19 protein-coding genes and 1 tRNA gene are annotated in these 16,080 nt (G+C 65.1%); 9 read left to right on the top strand and 11 right to left on the bottom strand.

Annotation, left to right across the window (positions count from 1 at the left end; all coding sequences use genetic code 11):
- The first annotated feature begins 3 nt into the window (after positions 1-3).
- On the top strand, positions 4-255 hold the full coding sequence (locus AB4Y79_RS19125; RefSeq protein ID WP_441865204.1) for a hypothetical protein: 252 nt from the start codon (positions 4-6) through the stop codon (positions 253-255).
- Positions 256-377: 122 nt separating this feature from the next.
- Here AB4Y79_RS19125 and AB4Y79_RS19120 read toward each other — a convergent pair whose 3' ends face one another.
- The 3 genes from AB4Y79_RS19120 to AB4Y79_RS19110 form a co-directional block, all read right to left on the bottom strand.
- Positions 378-719, bottom strand: coding sequence for a hypothetical protein (locus tag AB4Y79_RS19120; protein ID WP_441865201.1), 342 nt, complete (start codon positions 717-719; stop codon positions 378-380).
- A 176-nt stretch (positions 720-895) separates the two neighbouring features.
- Entirely contained in the window at positions 896-1,054 is a 159-nt protein-coding gene (locus AB4Y79_RS19115; protein ID WP_441865199.1) for a hypothetical protein, read from the bottom strand.
- The gene (locus tag AB4Y79_RS19110) at positions 1,051-1,686 is read right to left on the bottom strand and encodes a hypothetical protein (RefSeq protein WP_441865197.1); all 636 of its coding nucleotides are present in this window, start codon (positions 1,684-1,686) and stop codon (positions 1,051-1,053) included. The genes AB4Y79_RS19115 and AB4Y79_RS19110 overlap by 4 nt, the downstream gene beginning before the upstream one ends.
- A gap of 144 nt (positions 1,687-1,830) precedes the next feature.
- On the opposite strand from AB4Y79_RS19110, the gene AB4Y79_RS19105 reads away from it, so the two are divergent.
- Entirely contained in the window at positions 1,831-2,565 is a 735-nt protein-coding gene (locus tag AB4Y79_RS19105; RefSeq protein ID WP_441865195.1) for a phosphotransferase family protein, read from the top strand.
- Positions 2,566-3,115: 550 nt separating this feature from the next.
- Here the strand turns inward: AB4Y79_RS19105 and AB4Y79_RS19100 are convergent.
- The 5 genes from AB4Y79_RS19100 to tmk form a co-directional block, all read right to left on the bottom strand.
- Positions 3,116-3,355 (bottom strand): hypothetical protein, encoded by a 240-nt coding sequence (locus AB4Y79_RS19100; RefSeq protein ID WP_441865193.1) that lies wholly within the window; start codon positions 3,353-3,355, stop codon positions 3,116-3,118.
- 488 nt (positions 3,356-3,843) lie between these two features.
- A tRNA-Thr gene (locus tag AB4Y79_RS19095) sits at positions 3,844-3,916 on the bottom strand.
- A gap of 105 nt (positions 3,917-4,021) precedes the next feature.
- Positions 4,022-5,590 carry an alpha/beta hydrolase gene (locus tag AB4Y79_RS19090; RefSeq protein ID WP_441865191.1) on the bottom strand — a complete coding sequence of 523 codons (1,569 nt, stop codon included), beginning with the start codon at positions 5,588-5,590 and terminating at the stop codon, positions 4,022-4,024.
- Positions 5,587-6,750, bottom strand: coding sequence for a DNA polymerase III subunit delta' (locus AB4Y79_RS19085; protein ID WP_441865188.1), 1,164 nt, complete (start codon positions 6,748-6,750; stop codon positions 5,587-5,589). Before AB4Y79_RS19085 ends, AB4Y79_RS19090 begins: the two co-directional genes overlap by 4 nt.
- The gene (gene tmk, locus AB4Y79_RS19080; protein ID WP_441865185.1) at positions 6,747-7,439 is read right to left on the bottom strand and encodes a dTMP kinase; all 693 of its coding nucleotides are present in this window, start codon (positions 7,437-7,439) and stop codon (positions 6,747-6,749) included. Before tmk ends, AB4Y79_RS19085 begins: the two co-directional genes overlap by 4 nt.
- 134 nt (positions 7,440-7,573) lie before the next feature.
- On the opposite strand from tmk, the gene AB4Y79_RS19075 reads away from it, so the two are divergent.
- Positions 7,574-8,764: a trans-sulfuration enzyme family protein gene (locus tag AB4Y79_RS19075; RefSeq protein WP_441865183.1), complete on the top strand. Its 1,191-nt coding sequence runs from the start codon at positions 7,574-7,576 to the stop codon at positions 8,762-8,764.
- A 9-nt stretch (positions 8,765-8,773) separates the two neighbouring features.
- A complete protein-coding gene (locus tag AB4Y79_RS19070) occupies positions 8,774-9,127 on the top strand; it encodes a DUF2516 family protein (protein WP_441865180.1) in 354 nt (117 codons plus the stop codon).
- Between the two features lie 180 nt (positions 9,128-9,307).
- Here AB4Y79_RS19070 and AB4Y79_RS19065 read toward each other — a convergent pair whose 3' ends face one another.
- Complete coding sequence (locus AB4Y79_RS19065) at positions 9,308-10,153, bottom strand: class I SAM-dependent methyltransferase (protein ID WP_441865178.1); 846 nt, start codon at positions 10,151-10,153, stop codon at positions 9,308-9,310.
- 100 nt (positions 10,154-10,253) lie between these two features.
- Here AB4Y79_RS19065 and AB4Y79_RS19060 point away from each other — a divergent pair, with 100 nt between their 5' ends.
- Positions 10,254-10,952 carry a phosphoglyceromutase gene (locus AB4Y79_RS19060; protein ID WP_441865176.1) on the top strand — a complete coding sequence of 233 codons (699 nt, stop codon included), beginning with the start codon at positions 10,254-10,256 and terminating at the stop codon, positions 10,950-10,952.
- Between the two features lie 9 nt (positions 10,953-10,961).
- Here AB4Y79_RS19060 and phoU read toward each other — a convergent pair whose 3' ends face one another.
- Positions 10,962-11,624, bottom strand: a complete 663-nt coding sequence (gene phoU, locus AB4Y79_RS19055; RefSeq protein ID WP_441865174.1) for a phosphate signaling complex protein PhoU — start codon at positions 11,622-11,624, stop codon at positions 10,962-10,964.
- A gap of 205 nt (positions 11,625-11,829) precedes the next feature.
- Between phoU and AB4Y79_RS19050 the strand changes: the two genes are divergently transcribed.
- Both AB4Y79_RS19050 and AB4Y79_RS19045 read left to right on the top strand, forming a co-directional pair.
- Positions 11,830-13,071 carry a sensor histidine kinase gene (locus AB4Y79_RS19050; protein WP_441865339.1) on the top strand — a complete coding sequence of 414 codons (1,242 nt, stop codon included), beginning with the start codon at positions 11,830-11,832 and terminating at the stop codon, positions 13,069-13,071.
- Positions 13,068-13,748 (top strand): response regulator transcription factor, encoded by a 681-nt coding sequence (locus tag AB4Y79_RS19045; protein WP_308928584.1) that lies wholly within the window; start codon positions 13,068-13,070, stop codon positions 13,746-13,748. The genes AB4Y79_RS19050 and AB4Y79_RS19045 overlap by 4 nt, the downstream gene beginning before the upstream one ends.
- Positions 13,749-13,862: 114 nt before the next feature.
- Here the strand turns inward: AB4Y79_RS19045 and AB4Y79_RS19040 are convergent, their stop codons facing one another.
- A complete protein-coding gene (locus tag AB4Y79_RS19040; protein WP_441865336.1) occupies positions 13,863-14,438 on the bottom strand; it encodes a hypothetical protein in 576 nt (191 codons plus the stop codon).
- 271 nt (positions 14,439-14,709) lie between these two features.
- On the opposite strand from AB4Y79_RS19040, the gene AB4Y79_RS19035 reads away from it, so the two are divergent.
- Positions 14,710-15,192 carry a CarD family transcriptional regulator gene (locus AB4Y79_RS19035; RefSeq protein ID WP_011690592.1) on the top strand — a complete coding sequence of 161 codons (483 nt, stop codon included), beginning with the start codon at positions 14,710-14,712 and terminating at the stop codon, positions 15,190-15,192.
- A 105-nt stretch (positions 15,193-15,297) separates the two neighbouring features.
- Entirely contained in the window at positions 15,298-16,077 is a 780-nt protein-coding gene (gene ispD, locus AB4Y79_RS19030; RefSeq protein WP_441865171.1) for a 2-C-methyl-D-erythritol 4-phosphate cytidylyltransferase, read from the top strand.
- The last annotated feature ends 3 nt before the right edge of the window (positions 16,078-16,080 follow it).

The raw sequence follows: 16,080 nt of genomic DNA, 5'->3' as shown, positions 1-16,080 counted from the left end.
CGCATGATCACCCGAATCACGTACTGGTCGATGCCATTCTTGCTCCTCTTCGCTGTGTGGAACCTCATTCCGAACGTTCCAGACGCATGGCGATTTGCCATGATGCCTGTCGAGGTTGTCTTTGTCATCGTCTATGGAACGGCCGTGATCCGGTTCTCGCTCTGGCAGCGCGACGAGTACTGGCGGGAACGGGGCAGGGACCCAAAGCACCCGGAACGGTTCCCCACCGACCCGCGAGACAAAGGCAGAGGCTAAAGGCAGCTTCGCAGGTATGTGTCTACATCGGACCAGATTTCCTTTTCCGGCCTCTTGGGTTCACCGTAATTCGTCAATTCGTCCCAGAGCATCCACAAAGAGGTAGCCTCCGGTGCGACGTCCTAGGCGGAGTAGTCGTCAGCCCGCACATACTCGATTACCTCGAAGAGGACTTCCCGGGAAGTGCGAAACCCCGTTTGCCAGGCCGCTAGCTCGTAGCTCCACACGTAGTGCCACCGCTCCACAACAGATGCTGCCGGAACCTCAAGATCCAGCAGCGCCTGAGCCCACCATGACCGGATGTCGTCCAGGTCGTCGTGGTCGGCACCGGCTAAGAGCCGCAAAGACTCCGAGTCCACTCCGTCCACCAACCACTTTGCCGCTATACCGGAAAGATCCTCGACGAAGATCAGGCTTCCGCTGAACAGAGCGGCAGCCTGCTCCGGTGAAGGCGTGGGCTTCACCTCTGCGTCCTAGCCGGCGCCCAGAGACCACGGGCCCAAGCGCAGACCCACAGCAGGGCGACGAGCAGCAGCGTCTCAGTGCCATTGGGCGCCAAGCCAAATGCCGCCAGGGAGTGGGGCAGCACATAGACAAGGACCGCGGTCCCGGCCACTGCAGTCAAGCCATGCCCGGGCGCTCATCGTTGCCCGCTGCCGCCGGCGGACTCGTTGGCCTGCCGTCGCTCGTCGGCTTGGAGTATGCCGTCACGGACGGCAGCGCGGATCACACCGTAGAGGACATAAAAGAAGACCGCCGCGAAGATCAGTGTCAGGACAAGGTTGTCGAGTGCCATCATCCCTGGGTGTCCTCCGGCCAGTACTTCTGGGCATTGGCGGCGGCGTCACGGAGGCGGGTGCCGTCCAACGTGATGGACGACTCGGGCATGCCCATGTCGGTCCATTGGGCTACCAGCCGCAGGTCACGGGCCGGTGGCAGCGGCCACAGCCACAAAGTTCCGGACCCTCCCAGATCGTCGCCTCCACCGCCTCCTCCTTGGTTCTGAAGGTAGAGGACTGGTGGGTCAGGGCGGTAGGTCGGGTCGTCGGGCTTGTATGGTGATGGGATGCTGCCAGTGCTGGCCTTCGATCCGTCAGGGAACTGGACGCCGAAGAGGAGCTCCGTGCCTTTACTCGCACCAATCGGGACGTGCCTCGAACCGAAGAAGGTTGCGTGGAGCATGGCCCATTCCTGATCCGTCTCATCACCGCGTCGTAGTAACCAGGAGACGTCAATGAGGCAGCCAGTGGAGTAAACATGCGCGCTCCTAACGGCGAGGATGCGGGTGGGACTCCGGTACAGGAACTGGCCAAGGTGGACGACGGCCGGCAGTTCGTCGGCGCGAGCACCAGACCATTCCGGGCGGACAGGCTTCGGAGTTCTGGGCCGCGTGGGGAAGTCCGGTGCAGGAAAGCCCTGAAAGAAGGTCATGGTCATCCTTGGTTTGCTGGCTGCGACCGACCAGCGGAACAGCGGCCTAAGCCGCTCTGGATCCCCCAATCCGTCCTAACCTGCCCCAGTCTATCCCCGGCCCTTGACAGCCTGACCAGACAGAACGCTGGTAGGCTCCGGCGCATGCTGCGATGGGATGGTGGACGGCTATCGCCCCTGCAGGCTGACGTGGTGAGCGCTTGGCTGCTCAGGCCAAAGCTTATTGCTGACCTGTCTTGGGGGCAGCTGGACACGCAGGTCCTGCAGGTTCAGGCAGACGGCACTATGGTGATCGTGAAATCCGCGGGCCCCGCGAATCACCACATAGGGCGGGAGACCAGCGCGCACACGTCCTACACCCGTCCCCTCGTCGAACGGGCGCGGGCAGGGCGGATGCTGTACTCCAGTCGGGAGCTAAACCTTCTGGTTCTTGAATATCTGGACGGTGAGCTCCTGGAGAACACCGACGGCGAATTCGCCGAAGACGTTCACTTCCAGGCAGGTGAGATACTCAAGGCACTGCACGCCCAGGAACGAAGAGTCGACGAAGACTACGAGTTCCGCGAAACAGCAAAATCCATCACATGGCTGGACAAGCAGCATCGCATTGAACCGGATGTGGAACACGAAGTCCGCTGCCGGCTGGCCGAGTACCGGCCGCAACGAATAGACGTGGTTCCCACACATGGGGACTGGCAGCCCAGGAACTGGCTTAGCGACCACGGCGCGGTAAAAGCAATTGACTTCGGCCGCTTCGACTTTCGTCCCGCCGCCACAGATTTCTGCAGGCTGACGGTCCAGCAGTGGCAGCAGGCTCCGGGCCTGGAGGCAGCCTTTCTGCACGGGTACGGCGAAGACCCCCGATCCCAGAGTGCCTGACGGATGAACCTGCTGCGCGAAGCCGTGGGGACGGCTGTCTGGGCCCATACCCTAGGCGATGAAGCCTTTGAATCCCAAGGGCACCGGATGTTGCAGCAGGCACCCCAAAACTTTTGAGCGAATGAGCTTCTCCCCGTCGACGACGAAAGGCAGGCTTCGTCAGGATTCCTCCGTCGTCCGTAAACTGTCGGGGCCTGGGAGCACCATGAAGCTGTGACAGCTCCAACGGTGGAGGCGGCGATCGACGAACTGATGGATCTCGCCTGGAATCTTGTCTACGACCTGCTCGAGGAGCGGGGTCTGCTCCGGATCGGGTTGTCCGTGGAGGAGTACACCGGGTTCCCGGACCGGTGGTCACTGCGCTGGATGTGCAGCCAGACGCCCAGGGTTCGTTCGGCCTGGTCGTCGGTCTTGTTGTGCCGGGGCCAGTCATGGCCCGCGGCTCGGGGTCGTGCTTCACAGCCAGGGCCTGGTGGTACCCCACGGCGGACCCGGCCAGCTCGCACCGGCGGCAATCTTCGCGCCGGGACACCCTGCCGGTACATCAGCATCAACTCCGGATCAGGTGCCTGGCGTTTGGGCTGGGTCGCAGGGCTGACCCCAGCCGTGCGCTGAGCAGCTCCGGGGTGTCCTCGGATTTGTGCAGCTCCACGTTCTCCTGGTTGGTGGGACCACCATCGGTTGGGCGCAGGTGCCGTGCCTTGGCCAGGGCAATCAGCAGCGTCAGGATGGTGACCATCCAGGCCAACCCAGCAAGGAATACCAGGCCGATCGCCGCTAAGGGGTGCATGCCGACAGCCTAGGGCGCTTGGGCCGGGATTCGCGGGAGCAACCCCGGGACGACGCGAAAAGGGTGCGCCCCGTTCGCTGAGCGCACCCCTTCGATTCCCCTCGCACCGGATCCCCATCCGACTACACCCATCATAAGCATGCTTAGTAATGTGTTGGCAAGCCCAGTTCCTAATTTGGTCGGATGTTCAAGGATGACGTCCCCGATGATCTCCGGGCGGTTGAAGAGCATGAAATGGTCTGCTCGCCGTTGGCAGTTCGAGCAGTGCTGATTCCCTCGTACGCGGAGCCTGGATAGCATCGCCTGCTCGATGCGGGTAGCCGTGTCGCGATCACCGCACACAGGCCGCCAATGACTCAGATATTCGTACCCACCCTGAACGTTCACTTGACAAGCCAAAGGGTGCCCTGCGCGCGGGGCAGCCACCCGTTAACCAGCGAAAAACCCCGGAAACCCCTAGAACTAGGGGCTGTCCGGGGTTTATCCCGAGCTTCCTATCAGAATCGAACTGATGACCTTTTCATTACGAGTGAAACGCTCTACCGACTGAGCTAAGGAAGCACCGCACGAATTCCCCGGTCGAACCGGGCGCTTCATGCAAGAGTCAACTGTAATAGAGTCTCCGCGCCTCGGTCAAAATGGGACAGCCGGAAGCCGGTGAGGGGTTCAGCACACGGTGTTATCGGCCGGAAGCTTGCCGCCCACCAGGTAGTTGTCCACCGCATCTTCAAGGCAGCTGTTGGCCCGGCCGTACGCGGTGTGCCCCTCGCCCTTCCATGTGAGGAGCGAGGCGTTCCCCAGCTGTTTGCGCAAAGACGCAGCCCAGTCCACCGGGGTGGCGGGGTCGCCGGTGGTGCCAATGACGACAATCGGGGAATCCCCCTTGTATTCCACCGGCTGCGGCGTCCGGAGGTTCTTGTACGGCCAGTCCGCGCAACTGGTCCCGCCGTAAGCAAAGAAGTAGCCAAAGGTGGGGGAATCCTGTTCCAGGCGCTTCTCCTCGGCCCGCATTCCGGCGGTGTCGGAAACCATGGGGTAGTCCAGGCAGTTGACCGCGTTGAAGGCGAACGTTGAATTGGAGGTGTACGAGCCGTCGGTCGAACGGTCAGCGCTGATGTCGGCAAGGCGAAGCACCAGGCTCACGTCACCGCTCATGGCAGCTTCCAACGCCTGTGTAAGGGCAGGCCAGCTCTGGTCGTTATAGAGCGGGGTAATCAAGCCGCTGACGAACGTCGTTGCGTTGACCAGGCGGCCGTCCTTGGCCGTCCGGGGTGTTTGTTGGACGGCGTTGATGAGGTCCCGGATCTGCTGCACGCCGGAGTCGACGTCACCGGTCAACGGGCACTTGCCCTGCCGCTGGCAGCTGGCAACATACGTGTGGATGGCTTTCTCGAACGCGCGGGCCTGGCCGCTGGTCAGGTCCTCGTTGCTGATGGACGGGTCGAGTGCACCGTCGAGGACCATCCGGCCTACGTTGTCCGGGAACAGTGAGGCGTAAGTGGAGCCCAGGAAAGTCCCGTACGAATATCCGAGGTAATTCAGCTTGGTGTCATTGACCACAGCGCGCAGCACGTCCAGGTCCTTGGCAGCGCTGACTGTGTCGATGTGCGCCAGGACCGGGCCTGTCTGCGCCGCGCACTGGGCGGCAATTGCCTTGTTGTCCGCCAGGGCCGCCTCGAGTCCGGTGTCGGTTTCGAGAGCGTAGGTCTTGGCACGTGCCGCGTCACGTTCGGCGTCCGTCATGCAGGTGACGGGAGCCGAACGCTTGACGCCGCGGGGATCGAAGCCCACGAGATCGTATGCATTGCGGACAGCCGCCGAGAAGTGTGTGGCGGCCGCGTCCTTCACGAAGTCGTACCCGGAAGCGCCCGGGCCGCCGGGATTGACCAGGAGGCTGCCCGTTTTCTTGCCAGTGCTGGGAGCCCGCAGGGCCGCGATCTGAATGGTGTCGCCGGCCGGGTTGGCGTAGTCAAGGGGGACGGTCACCTTGGCGCACTGGAATTCGCCTTCGCAGGGCTGCCACACGACTTCCTGCGAATAGAACTTCTCCAGCCCGGCAGGAGCGGACGCCACGATCGACGGGTCGGCCTTGGCGGTGGCCGCTTCCGGCGGGTTCTTGTCCCCGCCGTTGAGCAGGCTGCACGAGGCCAGTGCCATGATCAGGGCCATGGCGCCCGCGGCGCGGACGGCAGACATCAGGGACCTGTGGCGTGCGGGCAGGGGGCGGGCAGTCATCGGGTCTCCTTGGAGGGCTGGATCAGGCTGGCCGCCATGGACTCGAGGGTCAGCAGCGGGGCAACATTGGTCGTAGTGATGCGTTCGCGGGCTTTGTTGATGGCATCCATCCGGGCAAGCGTGCCTTCCGGAGTGCTGCGGGCGGCGAACTCCTCCAGCTCACTCCTCAGCTCAACGTTGACCAGCTCCACGGCGTTCCCCAGCTGGATGATCAGCACGTCCCGGTAGAAGGACAACAGATCGGTGAGGGTCCGGTCCAATGAGTCCGTGATGGACCGCTTGGCCCGCCGTTTCTGATCCTCCTCAAGCTGTCTCACCTGGCTGCGCATAGCCGGGGGGAGCGTGCCGGACTCCGGTGCGCCCAGCGTTGCCAGGAGCGCGGTCTTTTCCGCGGCGTCGCGCTCCTCGTTGGAGCTGGTGGCCTCTGCGGTGGCGATCTTCACCAGCTTGTCCGCCATCATCGCTGCGGCGGTTACGCCCCGCAGCCCGAGCGGGAACCGCACCGTTTCCAGCCGGCGTTCCCTGGCGCCGGGGTCGCGGGCCAGCCGGCGGGCGATGCCCACGTGGCTTTGTGCCGCCCGCGCGGCGCGTTCGGCGAGGTCAGGATCAACGCCGTCCCGCCTGACCAGCAGGGCCGCAACTTCGGAGGCCGGCGGCAAGCGCAAGGCAACGCTGCGGCATCGGGACCGGATGGTCACCAGGACGTCGGCCGGGGAAGGTGCGCAGAGCATCCACACGGTCCGCGGCGTGGGTTCCTCGATGGCCTTCAGCAGCACGTTGGTGGTCCGCTCAGCCATCCGGTCGGCGTCCTCCACCACAATGATCCGCCAGCGCCCCGAGGACGGCCGGTTCCCGGCCGTCGCCACCAGTTCGCGGGCCTCATCGATGGTGATGGTGACCTTTTCCGTGCGGACGAAAGTGACGTCCGAGTGGGTTTCGCCGAGGATTGTGCGGCATGCCTGGCACTGGCCGCAGCCCCTGAGTCCCACGTCCTCCTGGTCGCAGTTCAGCGCGGCCGCGAAGGCCTTGGCAGCATTGGAGCGCCCGGAGCCCGGCGGCCCGGTGAACAGCCAAGCGTGCGTCAGGGCTTCGCCGCTTGCGGCCTGGCGCAGCTGTTCGACGACGGCGGCCTGGCCCGAGAGGTCATCCCACACCGTCATGAACCAGCACCGTCCGTTCCGTGCCCGGCGGGCACGGTAAAGGAAGGAACCGGAGCAGCCAACAATACGTCAACCCGGGCCAGGATTCGGGCCGTGAGTTCGTCCACGGGCAGGTCTGCAGGCAGGACCAGGTAAGACCCGGGTCGGCTGGCAGCGAGGTCTAGGAAAGCCTTACGAATCCGGGCGTGGAAGTCATCAGCTTCGGACTCGAGGCGGTCCTCGGCCGCCTCGCCGGCAGTACGGCGGCTGCGGCCAAGCCGGGGATCAACGTCCAGGAGGACCGTAAGGTGCGGCTGCAGGCCCGAGGTGGCCCAGTCGTTGAGGGACTTGACCGCGTCCTGGCCGAGGCCGCGGCCCGCTCCCTGGTAGGCCACTGAAGAGTCGATGTAGCGGTCTGTCAGCACGATCTCGCCGCGACCGAGTGCCGGCCGGATGACCTGGGAGGCGTGGGCGGCGCGGGACGCCGCAAAAATAAGGGCCTCGGTATGGGCGTCGATCTCCCCATTGCCATGGTCCAGGACCAGCGAACGCAGCTTTTCGCCGACGGGCGTGCCCCCGGGTTCACGGGTGCGGCGCACGGTGTACCCCCGGGTTTCCAGTTCAGCCGCAAGCCGGCCTGCCTGCGTCGACTTGCCGGCGCCATCGCCACCTTCGAATGCGATGAATACGCCGGCCCTTTGTTTGCTCACCTCCCAAGCCTACCGAGCCGGGCCGACATTTCCTGACCCACGGCTGCACGCTTGTGGACGCCGGATGAACGCCGGGCGTCCACACAGCGGCAGCCCTTTCGGACGGATCCGGGCAGGACAGTACGCTTTTGGTCATGAGTCTTTCGGAGCAACAGGCCGCGTCCCTTTCCCCTGAGACCGTGGTGGTCGCGGCTGGACGTCCGCCGCGGGAAAGGGACCAACCCGTCAACCCGCCCATCACCCTGTCCTCCACCTACTTCGGCACCGGTCCGCTTGGCGACGGGGACCGGGGCTACGGCCGTTATTCGAACCCTACGTGGGATCCGTTCGAAGAGGCGCTGGGGCAGCTGGAGGGCTCCGCACTGCCGGGCCTGCTGTACGCCTCAGGCCTGGCGGCCGTCAGCTCGGCCTTGTCCCTGATCCCGGCCGGGGGAGTGCTGGTGATGCCGAACCACAGCTACTCGGGCTCCCTGGTCATGGCCTCGGAGCTCGCCCAAAAGGGCTTTATTGAGCTCCGCACCGTGGACATCGCCGATACCGATGCGGTCAAAGCCGCACTGGCCCCCACCGGTCCCTCGGCGCGGGCTGCGGCCATGCTGTGGCTGGAAAGCCCCACCAACCCGATGCTGGGGGTCGCGGACATGGTGGCCGTCGCGGACGCCGCGCACGCCGCCGGGGCCATCGTCGTCACTGACAACACCTTTTCCACCCCCTTGGTGCAGCAGCCCCTCCAGCTCGGGTCCGACGTCGTGCTCCACTCGGTGACCAAATACCTCGCCGGGCACTCCGACGTTGTCCTGGGAGCGCTTGTCACCTCCAACCCGGACATCCGGTCCGCCCTGCTCCACCACCGCATCATCCACGGCGCCATCGCCGGTCCCTTCGAAGCATGGCTGGCGCTGCGCGGCCTGCGGACCCTTGCGCTGCGCGTGGAGCGGTCCCAGAACTCCGCGATGCTCCTGGCGGAGCGCCTTGCGTCGCACCCTGCCATTGAATCCATCCGCTTCCCGGGCCTCCCCTCGGACCCCGGCCATGCGAGGGCCAAGGCCCAGATGAAAGGCTTCGGCTCCATCATCTGCGTGCAGGTGGCACCAGCTGCGGGCCGGAGCGGCGCAGATGCTGCGGACAAAGTGGTGCAGGCCCTCGGATTGTGGCTCCCGGCCACTTCGCTGGGCGGCGTTGAATCCCTCATCGAACGCCGGCGCAGGCATACGGCCGAACCTGCCAGCGTGCCGGAAAACCTCGTACGCCTCAGTGTGGGAATCGAAAGCGTGGAGGACCTCTGGGCGGACCTGAAGCAGGCGCTGGACACAGTGGGCGGCTAGGCTGGGTTCGTGGACGGTGAACTGATTATTCGGCCTGTAGAGCAGGCAGTGTTCTTTATCCTTGGCCTGGTGGCCCTGGGACTGGAATTGTGGGCGCTGGTGGACTGCGCCAGGCACCGGGCCAACGCGTTCGAAGCGACCGGCAAGCGGACCAAGGCGTTCTGGCTTGCCCTGACCGGCGGCGCGACGCTGGTCGGCGTCATTTCGCTGTTCGGCGCCGGCGGCGGCATCATCAGCACCCTCGGCCTCTTTGGACTGGCTGCTGTCGTGGCCGCCTCCGTCTACCTAGCCGATGTCCGTCCCGCCGTGAAGGACGCCGGCCGGGGCGGCAACCGTAGCGCGGGGCCCTACGGCCCCTGGTAATCCCCACCGGCACCCTAGGCTCGCAAGCTCGCCCAGGGAACCCTGCCGGCGTGGGCCCAGCGGCACCCTAGGCTCGCAAGCTCGCCCAGGGAACCCTGCCGGCGTGGGCCCAGCGGCACCCTAGGCTCGCAAGCTCGCCCAGGGAACCCTGCCGGCGTGGGCCCAGCCAAACCGTTGGGCTCAACTCAGCGGTGATACTGCGTCCCAGCCCACCGTTAATTCACCGAGCCGCCACCTGGCCGGGCCGTCCTGGACCGGCCAGCCGGCGTCGCGCAGGCTCCGGCACATGCCCACCCAGCGCTGCCTGTTGCCGTACGAGGCAAGGGGCGCGCATTCCAGCCAGGCCCGGTCCATCGCCCGCACGAAGTCGTGGACCGGTTCACCCGGGACGTTGCGGTGGATGAGAACCTTGGGCAGGCGTTCGGCCACCTCCGAGGGCAGGTCGAAACTGCCGAAACGGACTGAAATGCTCAAGGACAGAGGGCGCTCCCGGTCCAGCGCAACCCACGCCACCCGGCGGCCGACTTCGTCGCACGTGCCGTCGATGAACAAGCCGCCCGGCGCCAACCGGTCCTGCACCAACCGCCAGATTCCCGGCACGTCGGCTTCCTCGTACTGCCGCAGGACGTTGAAGGCCCGGACCAGGACCGGACGGCCGGGCACGGGAAGCTCGAAACCACCCACGTGGAAGGTCAGTCCCGGACGCTGGAGCGGCATCGCCGCCCGCACGCGCTCCGGTTCGATTTCGATGCCGCAGACGCGCACGTCCGGCCGGACGGCGGCGAGCCGGTCAAAGAGTTCGACGGCGGTGGCCGGGGTGGCGCCGTAGCCCAGGTCCACAACGAGGGGGTCGGCCGCGGCCCGCAGCCGCCATGCCTGCGGCCCCGTCAGCCAGCGGTCCACCCGCCGCATCCGGTTGGGGTTGGTGGTTCCCCGGGTGACGTTGCCTACCGGGCGGCCCTGCCGGGCGGCGGATGTCCTGCCGGAGAGTTGCGGGGAATTCACCCGTTCAGCCTTTTGAACCACCGCCCCACACTATCGCCGCAGCGGTGGAAACCGGTCCAACAGCCTGCCCGGCCGTGTAACGCTGGGCGGCCGGCAACACTGCTCGGCTAGGATGAAAATCATGACTTACAAGCTGATTCTGCTGCGCCACGGCCACAGCGAATGGAACGCCAAGAACCTGTTCACCGGCTGGGTGGACGTTGACCTGAACGACCAGGGCCGCGCGGAAGCAGCGCGGGGCGGCGAGTTGCTGGTGGAGAACAACATCCTCCCGGACGTGCTCTACACGTCCCTGCTGAAGCGGGCCATCAACACCGCCAACATCGCACTGGACAAGGCCGACCGTGGCTGGATCCCGGTCAAGCGCGACTGGCGGCTCAACGAACGCCACTACGGTGCGCTGCAGGGCAAGGACAAGGCGCAGACCCTCGCCGAGTACGGTGAAGAGCAGTTCATGGAATGGCGCCGTTCCTATGACACCCCGCCGCCGCCCCTGGACGACGACTCCGAGTTCTCCCAGGCCCACGACCCCCGCTATGCCGGCCTCGGCGACGCCCTGCCGCGCACCGAGTGCCTCAAGGATGTCCTGGTGCGCCTGCTGCCCTACTGGGAGTCGGACATCAAGGAAGACCTCAAGGCCGGCAAGACCGTCCTGGTCACCGCCCACGGCAACTCGCTCCGCGCGCTGGTAAAGCACCTGGACGGCATCAGCGATGAGGCTATCGCCGGGCTGAACATTCCCACCGGCATCCCGCTGGTGTACGACCTCGACGAGGACTTCAAGGGCTGGTCACCTSAGGTGACCAGCCCGCCGTCGTAATCCGCTGGGTTAGCTGTGTTCGGTGGCGTTCGGCTGCCACGCGCCGGTAACCAAGTAGGTGACCTTCTGGGCGACGGAGACGCCGTGGTCAGCGAACCGCTCGAAGTAGCGGCTGGCGAGGGCCACGTCCACGGTGGTCGCGGGCGACTCGGTCCATTCGGGCGACGCGATGGCCTTGAAGACGCTCAGGTGCAGGTCGTTGATGGCCGTGTTCGCCTTCAGGATGTCCCTGGCCACCTCGAGGTCACGGCTCTCCAGCAGCACCGTCAGCTTGTCGGCAATCTCCTGGTCCAGCTCGGCCATGCGGTTGAAGGTTTCCGTCATGGACGCCGGAATCACCATGGACGGGTAGCGGAGGCGGGCCAGTTGGGCGAGGTGGCGCGCCAGGTCGCCCATCCGCTCCAGGGACGCACTCATCCGGAGCGAGCCCACGATCATGCGCAGGTCGCTGGCCACCGGACCTTGCAGCGCCAGGATGTCGATGGCCCGCTCGTCCAGGCTGTTCTGCAGGAAGTCGATGCGCGCGTCCGCCGCTATGACGTCCTGGGCGAGATCCACGTCCGCGACCTGGAATGAGGTGGTGGCCTTGTCTATGGCTTCGCTGACCAGCCGGGAGATCTCCACCAGCTGGTCACCGACCTGGGTGAGCTCTTCCTGAAAAACCTTACGCACGTAGGCGTCCTTTCCTTGGAACTCCCGCCGGCCGCTCCAGGGCAGCAGGAATCGTGTCGCCATTGGGCGCTCTAACCATTGACTCTGTCATCGCCCGGTAAACGATTATGCCCATGGAGGTGAACGTTAGTTGAACCGTTGGCGGTAAGGGCTTCGAAGCGCCGGAGGGCCTTGGGCAAGAGCATAAAGTGGAGCTGTGGATCCTATGCTCATTGGTCTGGTCGCCGGCCTTGTAGGCCTGGCGCTTGGCACGTTCGGCGTGCTTGCGTTCCGGGTCAGCGAGAAGCAGCGCGAGCTGCTGGAGGTTGATGCCGGTGAACCCGCGCTGCCGGACGGTGCGGCAGAGGTGCTGGCCGTCGTCGGGCGTGCCTTCGTGGTGCTTGACGACGTCGACGGCGTTGTCCGCGCCAGCCCGGCAGCCTACGCCTACGGCCTGGTCCGCGGCCACACCGTAGTCCACAAGGAACTCCTGGACATGACGGCGGGCGTCCGGCGGGACGGCGTCATCCTGGAGAAGCAGCTGGAGCTGCCGCGCGGCCCGCTGGGGCAGGGGACCATCATCGTGCAGGTCCGGGCAGCCATGCTTGGTGAGGAATACATCCTGCTCCTGGCCGATGACCGGACCGAGATTACCCGCACGGAGGAGATCCGCAACGACTTCGTCGCCAACGTCTCGCATGAGCTGAAGACGCCCGTTGGCGCGATCTCGCTGCTGGCTGAGGCGCTCGAATCTTCCGCGGACGACGAAGAAGCCGTGCGCCGGTTCGCCAAGCGGATGCACAAGGAATCGGCCCGCCTCGCCGCGCTGGTCCAGGACATCATCGAACTGTCCCGGCTGCAGGGTGCCAGCGTGACGCAGCAAGGCGGACCCGTGGACATCAACGCGGTCATCGCCGAGGCCGTGGACCGGTCCCAGCTGCCCGCCGAAAGCAAGAACATCAGCATCGTGGTGGGCGGCCGCACCGAGGGTAAGGTCTTCGGCGACCAGGACCTGTTGGTCACGGCGCTGCGCAACCTCATCGACAACGCCATCCGCTATTCGCCCGCCAACACCAGGGTAGGTATTGGCGTGCGTTCCAAGGAGGGCCTGGTGTCCATCTCGGTGACAGACCAGGGGGACGGGCTCACGCCCGAGGACCAGGAACGCGTTTTTGAACGCTTCTACCGTGTGGATGCCGCCCGTTCACGACAGACCGGCGGCACCGGCCTGGGCCTGAGCATCGTCAAGCACGTGGCATCAAACCATGGCGGCGAGGTAACGCTCTGGTCCCAGCCCGGCCAGGGGTCAACTTTCACGCTGCGGCTTCCTGAGATGGAAGGGCAGGACGTCGACCGTCCGGTCCCCGATGCACCGGCACTGGCGCCGGCGCGTGAGGCAGCAGGCCGGCCGACTCTCACCCAAGTACCCCGCGCCGCCGGCGCAACAGAACGAGGAGCTAGCGCTTGAGCAGGATTTTGATTGTGGAGGACGAGGAGTCATTCAGCGACCCCTTGTCCTATTTGCTGGGCAAGGAAGGGTTCGAGGTTGAGGTGGTGGACAACGGCCTCGACGCGATCACCGAGTTTGACCGCAACGGTGCCGACCTTGTCCTGCTGGACCTGCAGCTGCCCGGCCTGTCCGGTACCGAGGTGTGCCGCCAGCTCCGCCAGCGTTCCAGCGTTCCGGTGATCATGCTGACTGCCAAGGACTCCGAGATCGACAAAGTGGTGGGCCTGGAGCTCGGTGCGGACGACTACGTCACCAAACCCTATTCCTCCCGCGAACTGGTGGCCCGCGTCAGGGCGGTCTTGCGGCGCCAGGGGGAACCGGAGGAACTGATTTCCGCGACGGTCCAGGCTGGCCCGGTCCGGATGGACATCGAACGGCACGTGGTCAGCGTGGACGGCGAGCAGGTCCTGCTGCCGCTGAAGGAATTTGAGCTCCTGGAGATGCTCCTGCGCAACTCGGGGCGGGTCCTGACCCGTGGGCAGCTGATTGACCGGGTCTGGGGCTCGGACTACGTTGGCGACACCAAGACCCTCGATGTCCATGTGAAGCGGCTCCGCGGCAAGATCGAACCCGATCCCTCCGCCCCCCGGTTCCTGGTCACCGTTCGCGGCCTCGGCTACAAGTTCGAACCCTAGGCAGCCTGGCGGCCACCGGAAGTCCGGCGCCACTCACGAGGTAACAGTAAAGGGAGGGCCGAGTGGCCCTCCCTTTACTGTGCCTGCCGTCCTGCCGTGCTCGGGGGGCCCGGGCTAGTGGCTGGCGGCGGTTGCGGTGGCCGTGGCGCTTGGAGTTGCACCGGACGTTGCGCTGGCGCTGGAACCGGCGGACGACGACGGCGTGGCCGACGGGCTGGCGGACGGCACGTAGTCCTTGTATTCCTTCAGGGTGGCATCCAGGACGGGAACCTTGACCGTGTTGGAGACGTTGGTGCCGTTCTCGCTGATCTTGAGGTCCACCAGCGACCCCGCCTTGCCCCCGGTGGTGCTCAGGATGGCCTGGTCAGTGTTTTCGTTGAGGAGCGTGTAGGAGTTCGCCTTCACCGGAACCTCCGTCTGGGAGCCCTTGGCGCCGTTGACGGTGAGCTTCACGTCCTTGGAAGAGGAGTTGTAGACGGCGCCGATCAGGCGGCCGGGCTCGTCTTCGCCGCCGGAGACGATGAGGAAGTTCCGCAGCTGCAGCGGGCCGAGGTCTGCGCGGATGCCGTCCGATGCGGAGTACTGGTGGCTGGTCTGCTGGGGCGTGATGTAACCGCAGCCCGCAGTCAGCAGGCTGACGCCAATGGCAGCAGCCGTCAGTGCCAGTTTGCCGCGCTGGGCCCGGTTCATCGCAGTGGAACGCACGTCACGTACTCCTCGAGAAATTTGAAGTCTTTTTCAGCCATAGCCTATCCGCAAACGGGGTCAAACGAGGATTCGAGGCCGTCACATCGGCTGTGGGAACGCTCACCTGATGCACTAATATCCTCATCCGTCAAGGGGGTGGAGGAGGTGGATTGGGGCGTTTTTCCGCGTATTTTCGGGGTTGGAAGCCCTTTCTCCGACCGGTCATATGCCTGAATCGTGATAAACTGGTCTGCGGGAAAGGGGAAATGTCCACATGGTATTTGAGGTCGGCGAGACAGTAGTTTACCCTCACCACGGTGCTGCGAAGATTGAAGAAATCAAGATGCGCACCATCAAGGGCGAAGAGAAAATGTATCTCAAGCTCAAGGTGGCTCAGGGTGATCTGACCATTGAAGTTCCAGCAGAAAACGTTGATCTTGTTGGGGTTCGGGACGTAGTGGGCAAGGAAGGCCTGGAGCACGTGTTTGATGTGCTTCGCGCCGAGTTCACCGAGGAACCCACCAACTGGTCACGCAGGTACAAGGCAAATCTGGAGAAGCTTGCTTCCGGTGACGTCATCAAGGTGGCAGAGGTTGTTCGCGACCTGTGGCGCCGGGATCACGACCGGGGCCTTTCCGCAGGCGAAAAGCGAATGCTGGCCAAGGCCCGCCAAATTCTGATTTCAGAACTGGCGCTGGCTGAAAAGACCGACGAGGAGAAGGCAGCAAGCGTTCTCGACGAGGTCTTGGCTTCCTAAGAATTTAGCCCCGGCAGCACTGATGTGCCGCCGGGGCTTCTTTTTGCCCCGAGCGGGCTGCGCCCGGGCATGTCGAGGCCGCAACGGCGTCGTAGGCTAGTCCGCATGAGTGAATCAACGCCCCTGGTCACGGGAGTCATCGTGGTGGCCGCCGGTTCCGGGCAACGGCTCGGCTACGGCATCCCCAAAGCGGCTGTGCCGCTCGGGGGCGAACCAATCCTGATGCACGCCTTGCGGGGTATCGTCGCCTCCGGTGTCGCAAGCCAGGTGTGTGTGGTGTTGCCCGCAGGAGACGAGGGCCTGCGCCGCCTGTGCCGAGACTTCCGGGAGGAACTGGCCGACGGCGGTCCCCTCCTTACCCTGGTGGACGGCGGCGCCACCCGCGCCGACTCCGTCCGCGCCGGTATGGCTGCCCTGATGGATGGCACGGAAGCTGTGCTGGTCCACGATGCTGCCCGGGCGCTGACCCCCGAGTCCGTCTTCCACCGCGTATCAGAAGCCCTTGCCGCGGGCGCTCCCGCAGTTATCCCCGTGCTTCCCGTCGTGGATACGGTCAAGACCGTTGCCGCTACCTCGGGGGAGGACAGCGTGTTCGCGCCGGAGGTGGTCACGGGAACAGCCCGGCGAGAGGAATTGCGGGCGGTGCAGACACCCCAAGGATTCACACTCGATACCCTGGTGCAGGCACACCAGGCCGCGCAGGGGCTGGACCAGCAGCAATCGGCGGCCGTCACCGACGACGCCATGCTTGTGGAGATGCTGGGGACACCGGTCTACGCTGTCCGCGGTTCAACCCAGTCCCTCAAGATCACCACGCCGCTTGACCTGATCTTTGCCGAAGGCCTCCTCGAAGGCCCGCTCGGTGCCCGGTGGGTGGAAGGATGAGCG

The organism is Pseudarthrobacter sp. YAF2, from assembly GCF_052113345.1.
In the GTDB taxonomy this organism is placed as follows: Bacteria; Actinomycetota; Actinomycetes; order Actinomycetales; family Micrococcaceae; genus Arthrobacter.
Note: the sequence above shows the minus strand (reverse complement) of the source record. Positions and strands in the feature narration are given on the sequence as shown.

What these genes read in the sequence shown, in the direction of transcription:
- AB4Y79_RS19040 (WP_441865336.1), bottom strand. Translation starts at nt 14,438, where the DNA reads ATGAACCGGGCCCAGCGCGGCAAACTGGCACTGACGGCTGCTGCCATT.
- AB4Y79_RS19035 (WP_011690592.1), top strand. Translation starts at nt 14,710, where the DNA reads ATGGTATTTGAGGTCGGCGAGACAGTAGTTTACCCTCACCACGGTGCT.
- AB4Y79_RS19050 (WP_441865339.1), top strand. Translation starts at nt 11,830, where the DNA reads ATGCTCATTGGTCTGGTCGCCGGCCTTGTAGGCCTGGCGCTTGGCACG.
- AB4Y79_RS19085 (WP_441865188.1), bottom strand. Translation starts at nt 6,750, where the DNA reads ATGACGGTGTGGGATGACCTCTCGGGCCAGGCCGCCGTCGTCGAACAG.
- AB4Y79_RS19100 (WP_441865193.1), bottom strand. Translation starts at nt 3,355, where the DNA reads ATGCACCCCTTAGCGGCGATCGGCCTGGTATTCCTTGCTGGGTTGGCC.
- AB4Y79_RS19110 (WP_441865197.1), bottom strand. Translation starts at nt 1,686, where the DNA reads ATGACCTTCTTTCAGGGCTTTCCTGCACCGGACTTCCCCACGCGGCCC.
- AB4Y79_RS19090 (WP_441865191.1), bottom strand. Translation starts at nt 5,590, where the DNA reads ATGACTGCCCGCCCCCTGCCCGCACGCCACAGGTCCCTGATGTCTGCC.
- AB4Y79_RS19075 (WP_441865183.1), top strand. Translation starts at nt 7,574, where the DNA reads ATGAGTCTTTCGGAGCAACAGGCCGCGTCCCTTTCCCCTGAGACCGTG.
- AB4Y79_RS19115 (WP_441865199.1), bottom strand. Translation starts at nt 1,054, where the DNA reads ATGATGGCACTCGACAACCTTGTCCTGACACTGATCTTCGCGGCGGTC.
- AB4Y79_RS19105 (WP_441865195.1), top strand. Translation starts at nt 1,831, where the DNA reads ATGCTGCGATGGGATGGTGGACGGCTATCGCCCCTGCAGGCTGACGTG.
- AB4Y79_RS19125 (WP_441865204.1), top strand. Translation starts at nt 4, where the DNA reads ATGATCACCCGAATCACGTACTGGTCGATGCCATTCTTGCTCCTCTTC.
- ispD (WP_441865171.1), top strand. Translation starts at nt 15,298, where the DNA reads ATGAGTGAATCAACGCCCCTGGTCACGGGAGTCATCGTGGTGGCCGCC.